The sequence below is a fragment of the Marinobacter sp. 2_MG-2023 genome, assembly GCF_030546935.1.
GTDB lineage: Bacteria > Pseudomonadota > Gammaproteobacteria > Pseudomonadales > Oleiphilaceae > Marinobacter.
Genome location: NZ_JAUOPH010000003.1, coordinates 24,517 through 37,170, shown reverse-complemented (window position 1 = coordinate 37,170; position 12,654 = coordinate 24,517). Strand labels below are relative to the sequence as shown.

The 12,654-nt window shown below is 54.3% G+C and carries 10 protein-coding genes; 4 read left to right on the top strand and 6 right to left on the bottom strand.

Annotated features, from left to right (window positions below; all coding sequences use genetic code 11):
* Positions 1–16: 16 nt before the first annotated feature.
* Positions 17–2,659, bottom strand: coding sequence for a DNA gyrase subunit A (gene gyrA / locus Q4501_RS07510; RefSeq protein WP_303595552.1), 2,643 nt, complete (start codon positions 2,657–2,659; stop codon positions 17–19).
* Positions 2,660–2,785: 126 nt separating this feature from the next.
* On the bottom strand, positions 2,786–3,640 hold the full coding sequence (gene purU / locus Q4501_RS07505) for a formyltetrahydrofolate deformylase (protein WP_303595551.1): 855 nt from the start codon (positions 3,638–3,640) through the stop codon (positions 2,786–2,788).
* A 156-nt stretch (positions 3,641–3,796) separates the two neighbouring features.
* Between purU and ggt the strand changes: the two genes are divergently transcribed.
* Both ggt and ftsH read left to right on the top strand, forming a co-directional pair.
* Entirely contained in the window at positions 3,797–5,575 is a 1,779-nt protein-coding gene (ggt, locus tag Q4501_RS07500) for a gamma-glutamyltransferase (RefSeq protein WP_303595550.1), read from the top strand.
* A gap of 64 nt (positions 5,576–5,639) precedes the next feature.
* Positions 5,640–7,547: an ATP-dependent zinc metalloprotease FtsH gene (gene ftsH, locus Q4501_RS07495; protein ID WP_303595549.1), complete on the top strand. Its 1,908-nt coding sequence runs from the start codon at positions 5,640–5,642 to the stop codon at positions 7,545–7,547.
* Between the two features lie 50 nt (positions 7,548–7,597).
* Here the strand turns inward: ftsH and Q4501_RS07490 are convergent, their stop codons facing one another.
* Both Q4501_RS07490 and yghU read right to left on the bottom strand, forming a co-directional pair.
* Positions 7,598–8,323 (bottom strand): ZIP family metal transporter, encoded by a 726-nt coding sequence (locus Q4501_RS07490; RefSeq protein ID WP_303595548.1) that lies wholly within the window; start codon positions 8,321–8,323, stop codon positions 7,598–7,600.
* A gap of 30 nt (positions 8,324–8,353) precedes the next feature.
* On the bottom strand, positions 8,354–9,235 hold the full coding sequence (gene yghU, locus Q4501_RS07485) for a glutathione-dependent disulfide-bond oxidoreductase (protein ID WP_303595547.1): 882 nt from the start codon (positions 9,233–9,235) through the stop codon (positions 8,354–8,356).
* Between the two features lie 135 nt (positions 9,236–9,370).
* On the opposite strand from yghU, the gene Q4501_RS07480 reads away from it, so the two are divergent.
* On the top strand, positions 9,371–9,541 hold the full coding sequence (locus Q4501_RS07480) for a DUF2897 family protein (RefSeq protein ID WP_303595546.1): 171 nt from the start codon (positions 9,371–9,373) through the stop codon (positions 9,539–9,541).
* On the opposite strand, the gene Q4501_RS07475 is transcribed toward Q4501_RS07480, so the two are convergent.
* Entirely contained in the window at positions 9,538–11,451 is a 1,914-nt protein-coding gene (locus tag Q4501_RS07475; RefSeq protein ID WP_303595544.1) for a WD40 repeat domain-containing protein, read from the bottom strand. The two genes, Q4501_RS07480 and Q4501_RS07475, sit on opposite strands and share 4 nt — an antisense overlap.
* A gap of 26 nt (positions 11,452–11,477) precedes the next feature.
* Positions 11,478–11,816 (bottom strand): 4a-hydroxytetrahydrobiopterin dehydratase, encoded by a 339-nt coding sequence (locus Q4501_RS07470; protein WP_303595542.1) that lies wholly within the window; start codon positions 11,814–11,816, stop codon positions 11,478–11,480.
* 146 nt (positions 11,817–11,962) lie between these two features.
* Here Q4501_RS07470 and imuA point away from each other — a divergent pair, with 146 nt between their 5' ends.
* A complete protein-coding gene (imuA, locus tag Q4501_RS07465) occupies positions 11,963–12,652 on the top strand; it encodes a translesion DNA synthesis-associated protein ImuA (RefSeq protein WP_303595541.1) in 690 nt (229 codons plus the stop codon).
* Positions 12,653–12,654: the final 2 nt, after the last annotated feature.

Genomic DNA, 12,654 nt, shown 5'->3' with positions numbered 1-12,654 from the left:
GTTCGGCAGCACTGGCTTATTCCTCGCCAGCGCCCGATTCCGAACTGTTGTCTACGCCTTCATCTGTGGAAGCTTCTTCGCCGTCGATATCTGCGCCATCAACCTCAGACTCTTCAATGTCTTCATCGTCGGTTTCAGCAATCCGCTCCACGCCCACCAGGCGCTCATCTTCCTGACTCAGTCTGATCAGGCGCACACCCTGAGTGTTCCGGCTGAGGACAGACACTTCATCCGTGCGGGTACGAACCAGCGTACCTTTGTCGGAAATCAGCATCATCTCGTCGCCGTCGAACAACTGCAGCGCAGTTACCAGGTTACCGTTACGGTCGGAGCACTGCATGGCAATAACGCCCTGGCTGCCACGACTATAGGTCGGGAACTCATCAATCGCGGTGCGTTTGCCGTAACCATGCTCACTGGCCGTCAGAATCACCCCGCCTTCCTGAGGAATGATCAGGGAAACCACATGGTGGCCTTCCGGCATTCTGATACCACGCACACCACGGGCCGTCCGGCTCAATGGCCGAACCGACTCCTCGTTGAATCGAACCGCCTTGCCCGCTGTGGAGAACAGCATGATTTCGGCGTCGCCTTCGGTTATTGCAGCGCCAATCAAGGTATCACCTTCGTCCAGAGACAAGGCAATCAGGCCACTGCTACGCGGGCGTGAGAAGTTCGGTAGAGGCGTTTTCTTGACGACACCTGCAGACGTCGCCATGAGAACAAACTGGTTTTCCGGGTAATCCCGCACTGGCAGGAAGGTAGTGATACGCTCACCTTCCTCAAGGGGCAGAATATTAACCATCGGCCGGCCACGGGATGCGCGACTGGCACGGGGAATCTCGAATACACGCAGCCAATAGACCTTGCCACGGTTGGAGAAGCACAAGATGGTGTCATGGGAGTTGGCGACCAACAGCTTCTCAACGAAATCTTCGTCTTTCATGGAAGTCGCGGCTTTACCACGCCCACCACGGCGCTGGGCCTGATAATCCTCAACCGCCTGAGTCTTGGCATAACCACCATGGGAGATGGTTACAACCAGGTCTTCTTCATCAATCAGGTCAGCAATCGTCAGATCACGCTGGGAGCTGGTTATTTCCGTGCGTCGCTCGTCGCCGAACTCCTGTACCACAGCTTCCAGTTCTTCACGGATAACCTGCATCAAACGATCCGGGTCGCCCAGAATTTCCAGCAGGCCGGCGATCTTCTCGAGAATTTCCTTGTACTCGTTCTGGAGCTTTTCCGTTTCCAGACCGGTCAGACGGTGCAGACGCATGTCCAGGATAGCCTGGGTCTGTTCCGGCGACATGAAGTACAGGCCATCCCGCAAGCCATAGATTTCCGGCAGGTCGTCCGGACGGCAGGCATCTTCGCCGGCACGCTCAAGCATCGCCATCACGTCACCGGGCGCCCAGCCCTTGGCCATCAGCTTCTCTTTGGCTTCCACAGAGCTCGGCGAGGCCTTGATCAACTCGATCATTTCATCAATGTTGGCCAGTGCAACGGTCAGACCTTCAAGGATATGGCCCCGTTCACGGGCTTTGCGAAGCTCAAAGATGGTACGACGGGTCACCACTTCACGGCGGTGACGCACGAACGCGTCCAGCATTTCCTTGAGGTTCAGAATTCTTGGCTCACCGTCGATGAGCGCAACCATGTTGATACCAAACACAGTCTGCAACTGGGTGTGTTTGAACAGGTTGTTGATAACAACTTCCGGGTTCTCACCGCGACGTAATTCTATAAAGACGCGGATGCCTTCCTTGTTAGACTCGTCCCGAAGCTCGGTGATGCCTTCCAGGCGCTTTTCTTTCACCAACTCGGCGATCTTTTCGATCAGACGGGCCTTGTTAAGCTGATACGGCAGCTCAGTGATAATGATGGCATCACGATTGGTTTTCTTGTCATGCTCGATTTCATGCCGGGCACGAACATAAATACGGCCACGGCCGGTGCGGTAAGCTTCAACGATGCCGGCACGGCCATTGATAATACCTGCAGTCGGAAAATCCGGTCCCGGGATGAACTCCATCAGCTCATCGCAGGTAAGATCAGGGTTATCTATCAGCGCCAGACAACCGTTCACTACTTCGGTCAGGTTATGGGGCGGGATATTAGTCGCCATGCCTACAGCGATACCAGAAGAGCCATTCACCAGCAGGTTAGGAACCCGCGTAGGCATAACTTCAGGAATTCGCTCTGTACCATCATAGTTGTCGACAAAATCTACGGTTTCTTTGTCGAGATCTGCCAACAAGGAGTGTGCAATTTTCTCCATGCGGATTTCGGTGTAACGCATGGCTGCCGCGTTATCACCGTCGATAGAACCGAAGTTGCCCTGACCGTTTACCAGCGGGTAACGCAGGGAGAACGGCTGAGCCATACGAACGATGGTGTCGTAAACAGCAGAGTCACCGTGCGGGTGGTATTTACCAATGACATCACCCACCACACGGGCAGACTTCTTGTAGGCCTTGTTCCAGTCGTTGTTCAGTTCGGACATTGCGAACAGAACACGACGGTGAACCGGCTTGAGGCCATCCCGCACGTCTGGAAGCGCTCGCCCGACGATAACGCTCATGGCGTAATCCAGGTAAGACTGCTTCAGTTCATCTTCAATATTGACCGGCAGGATCTCTTTGGCTAATTCACCCATCGAGAAAGGTTCCTTTGCGTTATCTGGAAGTCGTTGCAGGGCCGTTTCCAGGCCCCGTCGTTATTCTTCAACAAGCCGCCAATTCTACCACAGTCGCACCCTTTCAGGGGCATCTGTGGGGCAGCCTTAATCAAATACCACAGTCTTGTTTTCGTAGGTGATCACGCGATCCTCAATATGAGAGCGCAATCCCCTGGCGAGAACGTTTTTCTCCACATCTTTACCGAGGCGCACCATGTCCTCAATGGAATCACTGTGGGTAATACGGATGACGTCCTGCTCGATAATCGGCCCCTCATCAAGATCCTGGGTCACGTAATGGCAGGTAGCACCGATCAGCTTTACACCGCGGCTGTAAGCCTGGTGATATGGCCGCGCCCCGGCGAAGGACGGCAGAAAGCTATGGTGAATGTTAATCACCTTTCCGGCGTGTTTCGCACAAAGATCAGCCGGAAGAATCTGCATATACCTTGCGAGCACCACCACATCAACGTCATAGCCCTGAAAAAGCTCGTCGATATGGGCAAATGCCTCATCACGGTTCTCCTTGCTCACCGGAATATGGTGGTATGGAATCTCATGCCACTCCACCATACGGCGCAAATCATCATGATTGGAGATCACCGCAACAATTTCAGCGTTGATTTCATTACTGTGCCAGCGATACAGGAGGTCGGCCACGCAGTGGGACTCCTTGCTGCACATCAGAATCACTTTTTTGGGCTGGGCCGAATCGGCGATATGCCAATGCATATCAAACTCACGGGCAATCGGCTCAAACGAGGCGCGGAACTGATCAAGGCCAAACGGAATAGACTCGGCCTTGATCTCGTGGCGCATGAAGAACCGGCCGGTGTGGGTATCCGAATGGTGACTGGCTTCAGTGATCCAGCCATTATAAGTCGACAAAAAATTACTCACCTTGGCGACAATTCCAACCCTGTCCGGGCAGGAAATCACAAGACGGTAGGTATGCTCCATGAAAGCCTTTCCTTAACTGAAAAACGGGAAAGCAGATGCGCCGGGAACCATTGCCGGAAACGGCAGCCGGAACAGACACCAGGGTTAGCGGTACGCACCAGATAAAATGACGGGCTATCATAGCCTATCTGGACATCAGAAACGAGGAGTGAAGACATGGACAGAGGCCTGCACCAACAAACTATGGAAACCCGACTCCCCGGGCGCTCAGGCAGCCTACAGACACTTACCCGGATGGCCTGCCTTGCCCTATGCCTTGCAACCCTAACGACGCCGGTTTTCAGCCAGGCGATTCTTGAGGGTGAGCGGTTTCATCCCGCCAGTGCCCACAATGGCATGGTTGCAACCAGCCACACCCTGGCGACAGAAGTGGCATTAAAAGTACTGAAAGATGGCGGCAACGCCGTGGATGCGGCAGTAACTGCCGGATTCGCCCTGGCCGTTACCCAACCAAGGTCCGGAAACATCGGTGGCGGTGGTTTTATGCTGATATCGAAAGGCGACGGCTCCGCACCCGAGGCCATCGATTACCGGGAGAAAGCGCCGTCTGCCGCCACCGAGACCATGTATCAGGATGAGTCTGGCAACGTAATCCAGAACCGCAGCCGCTTTACGCACCTTGCCGCAGGCGTTCCCGGCACAGTTGCCGGCCTGGCCATGGCTTTGGAGCGTCATGGCACTCTGTCCCTGAAGCAGGCACTGGCACCCGCTATCGAACTCGCCCGGGAAGGGTTCATTGTTCCGCAACGATTCAGTGAAGGCCTTGAGCAGGCACGGGAGCGGCTTCAACGCTGGCCCGCAACCCAGGCAACCTTTTACAAAAAGGACGGTTCTGCCTGGAAAGCCGGTGAGCGCTTCCGCCAGCCGGAACTGGCAACCACCCTGCAACGCATTGCAGATGAAGGTGTAAAAGGTTTTTATCAGGGTGAAACAGCTCAATTGATTGTTGAAGAAATGGAGAGACATGGAGGCCTTATCACCCGGCAGGACCTCATAGACTACCAGCCGATTGTTCGCGCTCCGGTGCATGGAAACTACCGGGGCTACGACATCTACTCCATGTCACCACCCTCCTCTGGCGGTGCGCACATCGTACAGATACTGAACATTCTCGAGGGCTTTCCGATTCGGGAGCTGGGCCACAACTCGGCGGATACGATTCACTACATGGCTGAAGCCATGAAACTGGCCTACGCCGACCGCTCAGAATACCTGGGCGACACAGATTATGTAGATGTGCCCCTAAAAGGACTAACCAGCAAACCCTACGCTGAACAGCTGCGGCAAGGCATCAAACAGGACAAGGCTCGCCCGGCAAGCGATATCCGCCCCGGCCAACCCCCGGGCTACGAAAGCCCGGAAACCACACATTTCTCGGTTGTTGACAAATGGGGTAACGCAGTATCAAACACTTACACCATAAACTTCAGTTACGGCTCAGGGATTACCGTGGAGGGCGCCGGCTTTCTACTCAACAACGAAATGGATGACTTTAGTGCCAAGCCGGGCGTGCCCAATGCCTATGGCCTGATTGGCGGCGAGGCAAACAAGGTAGAACCCGGAAAACGCATGCTCAGCTCCATGTCACCGACCATTGTTCGCAAAGACAACCGTAATTTCCTGGTGACCGGCAGCCCGGGCGGCTCGCGCATTATTACAACGACTCTGCAGGTAATCATGAACGTGATAGACCACGACATGAACATACAGACCGCTGTTAATGCGCCCCGAATCCATCACCAATGGCTCCCGGATCAGATTCGCATCGAACAGGGTGTCAGCACGGACACTGTGCGTTTACTGGAAGGCCGCGGCCACAAGGTGGTAACCAATTCGGCTATGGGGGCCATTCAGAGTATTATGATAGGTGAAGATGGCACTCTGTACGGTGGTGCAGACCCGAGACGTAGCACCTCTTCGGCCATGGGCTACTGACACCAGAGTCGCGTGCCGATACGACGGTAGATACGGTAGATATAGAGGGTAACCGAAGATAAAAATGATCAATCCCAACAGCCCCGAAAAGCAGACGCCCCCGGCAAAGCAACAGCCGGAGGTACCGAAGCAGTATTCCTTTCTGTGGCTCAGCGCCGCCATCTTTCTGGCGTTCATGTGGCTACAGGACAGTGGCGCACCTAAGCTTCAGGAACTGGCGTACTCGGAATTCAAGACCGCCGTTACAAATAATCAAATCTCCGAGGTAACTCTCAGAGAAGACAACATAACCGGCCTGTTCAGTGACCAGGGACGAGCTTCTTTCACTACTGATGATGCGGCAAACAGCTCTAGCCCCGGATTCAGCACTACCCGCCCCCCCATGGATGATCCCGAACTGCTCACGCTGCTGGAAAGCAATGATGTCACCATCCGGGCCAAATCCCCGGAACTCCTGTGGTGGCAGGAGCTGATTCGCGGCATCCTGCCCTGGATATTACTGCTGGCCCTGATGTACTGGTTCTGGGGCTCCGCGCAGAAGCGTATGACCCAGGGCGGTGGCATGTTTGATTATGGTCGTTCCAAAGCCCGGCGGGCAGTGAAAGAAACCTCCACCACAACCCTGAATGATGTAGCTGGCATTGAGTCAGCAAAGCGTGAAATTGCGGAAATTATCGATTTCCTCAAATCCCCGGATAAATACCGGGCACTGGGTGCATCCATGCCCAAAGGCGTTCTTCTCGTCGGCCCACCAGGTACAGGCAAAACCCTTCTTGCCCGTGCCATTGCGGGGGAAGCGGAAGTACCTTTTTTCAGCATCAGCGCTTCAGAATTCATTGAAATGTTTGTGGGCGTGGGTGCCTCAAGGGTTCGGGATATGTTTGCGAATGCCCGCAAGGAAGCACCCGCGCTGGTTTTCATTGATGAGCTGGATGCGATCGGCCGCTCCAGAGGTGCCGGCGTCGGTGGCGGACACGATGAGCGAGAGCAGACACTGAACCAGATTCTTACGGAAATGGATGGCTTTGAGTCCCACGAGAACATTCTTGTGCTGGCCGCCACCAACCGCCCGGATGTTCTGGACAGCGCCCTGCTCCGCCCTGGTCGGTTTGACCGGAAGATCACTCTGGATCTTCCCCACAAAGATGCTCGGGACGTCATTCTCGCCGTGCACGTTCGTAAAGTACCCCTGGCTGCAGACGTAGATTTGAAGCAACTGGCGGCCCGCACTATTGGTTTTTCCGGTGCCGACCTGAAAAATCTGGTCAACGAAGCAGCTCTGACAGCAGCCCGTGAAAACCTGAGCGAGGTGACGGCTCACTGCTTTGAGCTCGCCCGTGATCGCATTGTACTGGGTGAAAAACGTGACGCCCGGCTATCACAGGAAGAGCGGGAAGTTGTGGCCTACCACGAAAGCGGACACGCCATCATGGCTTATTACATGCCCAAAGCCGACCCCCTGACCCGGGTCACGATTATTCCTCACGGCATGGCTATGGGCGTCACGGAGCAGACGCCGAAGGAGGATCGTTACAATTACTCTGAAAGCTATCTCAGAGACCGCATCAAGGTAATGCTCGGCGGTCGATCAGCAGAAAAGATCATCTATGGCGAAGTAACCACCGGCGCCCAGAGCGATCTCAAGGAAGCCACCAAACTGATCCGCAAGATGATTGGCCAATGGGGCATGAACGAAAAAATAGGCCCCATGGGCCTGAGTATTGGCGAGGAACACGTTTTCCTGGGGCGCGAGATGGGCTCGCAAAGGGAATACAGTGAGAAGATGGCAGAGCTGATTGATGCTGAAATCCAGTCAGAACTTCTGGCTCTGGAAAAAGCCACCCTTGAATTCCTGACAGATCACAGGGATCAGCTTGAAGCTCTGGCCAAAGCCGCACTCAAGAAAGAAAACCTCGGAGCGGAAGAGATCGAAAAAATCCTCAACAAAGAGGCGACCCGAAAAATCGCCTGAACACACTTGCCCTTGGTATGCCCCTCAAAACGATTCCCAAGGGCTTTATCTCAGACTTGCGTAACCAGCATATCGCTGAACAGCGCCAGGCAAAAACCGATCACCGCACCAAGGGGTGGCCCCCAGTGCTTTTCCAACCGCGACTGGGGCGCAATATCCTGAAAAATCAGATACAGAATACCGCCAGATGCCACCAGCATGATGGTTCCGAGAATTACTGGCTGGTCGGACAGAAAAAAATACCCAAGAAGCCCTGCAATCGGCCCCGCTGCAGCAAGGCCTGTCATTACAGTCAGGGTCTTTTTCGGTGTATAACCTGGCTTGTCACAGAACTCACGATAGGCATTGAACCCCTCAGGCAGGTTTTGCATGGCAATCAGCACAGCCATCAAGGGTGCCAGGCTCGGGTTAACGATAATGAGCCCACCCAGCGCGGCCGCCTCCGGCACGAAATCCAGCATCACGCCCATCAACTGTGGTGATTCCCTGTTATAAACTCCGAGCATTCGTTCAATCCAGAAAAACAGCAGACCGCCGGAAATAATAGCGGGTATGGCCCAAAACGAGTTGCCAATGCTCGACTGCCCTTCCGGTATCAGCACAATACTCACAGCGCCAAGCAGAATGCCACCACCCAAGGCTATCAGAAAGTGCCGGAACTCCTGTTCCAGCCAGTTGGGGCCGATGCGTTCAATTCTTGCCAGTAATCCGCCAAGGGGGATGCAAATACCGGCAAGTGCAGTCAAACCAACGATATAGACGATTTCAGAACTCATCGAAAAACCCGGGCTGAAAAAGTTGATACATCAGGATTCGCCAGAAGCCCCTGCAAGTTTGTCCTGGGTTTTGTGCTCAAAATCGCTCGCGTCGTGGCGCTCATATAGCTGACTTTCAGGTTCCCCCCAGGCCCGATTCACCATTCGCCCACGTTGAATGGCGGGGCGCTGTTTAAGCTCCAGGGCCCAGCGCAGCACATGGGTATAGGTGTGCGCTTCAAGAAACTCGGCCGCATCGTAAACCTTGTTTGTTACCAGCGCGCCATACCAGGGCCAGATGGCCATGTCCGCGATGGTATATTCATCGCCCGCAACATACCGGTTATTGGCCAACTGACGGTCCAGCACATCCAGCTGTCGCTTGACCTCCATGGTGTAGCGGTTAATGGGGTACTCGTACTTCTCGGGTGCATAGGCATAGAAGTGTCCAAAACCACCGCCGACAAACGCCGCACTGCCCATCTGCCAGAACAGCCAGTTAAGCGTCTCGGTGCGTTTGGCTATATCCGAAGGCAGGAAATGGTCAAATTTTTCAGCCAGATAAAGCAGAATGGAGCCCGACTCAAATACCCGTACAGCAGGCTCCTGAGAGCAATCCAGTAACGCCGGGATCTTCGAATTCGGGTTAACGTCCACAAACCCGCTACTGAACTGTTCCCCCTCGTTAATGCGAACCAGCCAGGCGTCGTATTCAGCTTCATTGATACCCAGTTCCAGCAACTCTTCCAGCATAATCGTGACCTTCACACCGTTTGGTGTTGCCAGTGAGTAAAGCTGGAATGGATGCTTACCTACAGGCAAGTCTTGGTCATGAGTCGGACCTGCAACAGGGCGGTTGATATTCGAAAAAGCGCCGCCGCTTGCAGATTCCCACTTCCAGACCTTGGGTGGCGTGTAGCTGGAATCGCTCATATCTATGGATACTCCTTGTATGCTTATTATCAAGCCTGCATGCCGGCCATTCAGAATATTCAAGCAACTGGGTTGTGCATGCGAAACCCCGTGCTTCACTATAGGTTAAGCTATTCCAACAAAGGAACCGTACGTATGCCAATGATCGGTTGGATTTTTATACTCGTTGCCGTAGCCCTGGTTCTGGGCAGCCTTTTTATGCTCAGGGATTCCGCCAGCAAAATGTACATCCCGGAAGACAAACTGGAGAAGGTTCGCAAGCGCAAGGCAGAGCTCGAAGCGCAGGAAAAAGCGGACGATGATTAGGGTTCTGCCAGATTCCAGACAAGCACATGCTCATCACCAACGCCAATAAGGCTATCACTGGCCAGAGAGAAGGTCATATCCTCAAGGCTAACGCGGGGCATGTGAAGACGAAAAGGGTTAGTACCAGCACGAACATCCCACAGCACAAGTTTGCCGCTATAGCCATAAAGCGCAAGCCAACGACCATCAGGGGATGCCGCGATAAGCCGGACACCACTGGTATCAGGCAAAACAGCGGAGTAAAGCAGGCTGCCCTTATCGGTATCCATGAGGTGTACACCAACCATCGGATCGGACTCCGGTCTCTCGATATCAAAGACCGTTGCCAACCACTCGCCCTTGGCCGAAACCAGCCCTCCGGAGCCTGTTTTGAAAGCACGAGGGTCCAGCTCTGGCCAGGAAGGAAGACCTTCGGGCATCGCAATGCGGGGTGGTACAGCAAACGAACGCAACACCTGGCCAGTATCCGGATCCAGCTCGGCAACGCCCTGGTCATCCTCTACCCATGGATTGGAACCGCCCTTTAACAACCTCTGATGGTTGACAAACCAGTCACTGCGCGGAACAGGCTGAGGCGATGACATTGTCAAGCCATCAAGTCGCCGAAAATCCCCCACCTTAAAAGAAGCCAATACAGGCCCACGTCCATCGACCCACCACTGTATCGTATCCAGTCTTGGCTGCTCACCCTCTGGAAAATCAAGGCTAACGACACCCTCCCCCTGGCGATAATGAAACAGGGTTAACTGCTCTCCAAAGGGATAACCGGTAAACCAGAGTTGTTCTCCGTCCAGGCTTGCATAAAGTTCATTAACACCGGCCTCTCCCTCCCACAGCACTTCAATGGCTGTCGCCTCCGGGGTCAGTCTCAGGAGTGCACTGATCCATAGCTCTTCCCCATCACGCTCAGCGCTTGCTTCTGCAACCAGAATCAAAGCGCCATCCGGTTGTTGCTGAACTGCACGAAGCATTAATGCCTGGTTATTACCAAGTCGATGGGCCAAGGGCTCGATCAGCTGCCCATTTGTAGAAGGAAAGCGCCAATCTGCCGCAGGCAAGGTATCGGGTATCGGCACCGGCGGAATCCAAACACCCGGTGATTCTTCCAGGCGGATTGCGCTATCGGGCAGTGCCTTGGTGATTGCATCCAATGTCGCCTGAAAAGTCTCCGCAGGTACCAGGTTCTGCGTAGTAAATTGGGGAGTATCGGCTAAAGCCAGAAAGCGTTTTCGATTCTCTAACGCGTGCTTGCGCTGGATAGTCACGGCAGTAACGGGTAGCCCCATCACAGGTTCAAGGTCCAGGATATCGTAGTCGTCCGTGCGGTAATTCTTGCCGTAGGTCTGTTCGCGATAGTGACGAACTCGCTGAACGGGTTCGCGAAACTCTGGCACTTTTCGCATCGTTTCAGAGTATGCCTGGATACTTGCACCGAGAAGCTGCAAACGGCGTTCGCGTTCGTTGTCCGTCAGTGCGCCGTCCTCCACCGCTTGCTCAAGCTCCGGGCCGTAGACCTTGTTCACCATGGCCGCACGCAAACCCGGCTGGGCTGCAAGCATCAGCTGCACCCAGTCTTCCGGCAGATCGGCCCGTTGCAGCGTGGCTTCCTCAACCGGATACCCCAACTGCTCCCATACTTTCACAACAACAGGGCTTACAACTGAAAATGGCGCATCAACAAGAATGACTACAGCTTCTGAGGCTATTTCCCGGCCTTCACCCATGATCAGAACCGGAGTGCGCAGTTTGCGCGGAGTATTTGGGTGAAGTGCGGCAGAACCATCGTCCAATCGCCAATCATCCTGGGAGCTGGAGGGAAATTCCATTTGAGCCTGAGCCGTACTGGTGAGCAATAGTGTTATCCATATCCACAACATTCGGGTTTTCATACCCGGCATTCTACCGCTCATCCAATATTCCTTTTAATGTCAATTATTCAGCGGTAAGCCAAATCCGTTCTTGCCGCCATAATGAAGTCGTTTTTGTGCAGTCCACCGATTGCATGGGTCCACCAGCTTACGGTCACCTTCCCGTATTCCACAAGGATAGCCGGGTGATGGTCTTCGGCTTCAGCCAGCTCACCTACCTTGTTGGCAAAAGCCAGAGCCTGAGCAAAGTTCCTGAATTTAAATACCCTGCGCAATTGTTCTTCGCCATTCACATCAAGGATATCCCAGTCCTCGACATCTTTGTGCAGCACGCGTTTCTCTTCATCGGTTGCCCTTGGGGCGCCCGCACTACAAGCTTCACAGTGCTGTTCAGTCAGTCCACTCATGTATAACCTCCAAGCCTGATATTCCGGACTGTCCATACTTTCCCTGCTACAAGCGTGGGTTCCGTTACTCATTTTATCAACCCACTTCTTGAAATCAGCCCGCCTACAGAATACTGTATATTTAAACAGTATTCCGAGATTTCACCATGAGCGAACTTATTAACACGCTGATTCAGGATGCCCGTGTATGGCAGGGGCAACGGCACATCAAAAGCACTCAACCGGCAGAGCCAACCGGCTATCAGGCTCTGGACAACCAGCTTGGTGGCATAGGCTGGCCCAGGGGTGCGTTGAGTGAATGCCTGCTGGACGCCCCCGGTATTGGCGAGCTGACTCTGTTAATGCCGTTAATGCAGCGGCTGTCGCAGGCCGGTAAAACCGTGTTCTGGCTGAATCCTCCACATACGCCTTATGCTCCGGCGCTGGCTCGGGGGGATATCGACCTGAACCAGGTGATCATGGTCCATACCGAAGATAAAGGCGATTTTCTGTGGACGCTGGAAAACTGCCTGCGCTCTCCGGTTACCGGCCTTGTGATGGCCTGGCCGGGCAAGCTCGCGGCCCGCGAAATCCGGCGTTTACAGCTGGCAGCCGAAGCCGGCAGTAATGTTTGCGTGCTTTTTCGCGAACGTCGCTACGCTGAACAGAACTCCCCGGCTGCCTTGCGCCTTGAACTGGAGCCCGGCGAGCAACAGAGCCTTAACATAAATGTGCTGAAGCGCCGCGGCAGCTGGCCGGGCCAACACTGCTCGCTAGCTATAACTCACCGGGCGAACCTGCTCCACCATGAAGCGCCCCGTGTGGTTCAGGGTCCCTGGCCCACATTAGCCCGGTAATT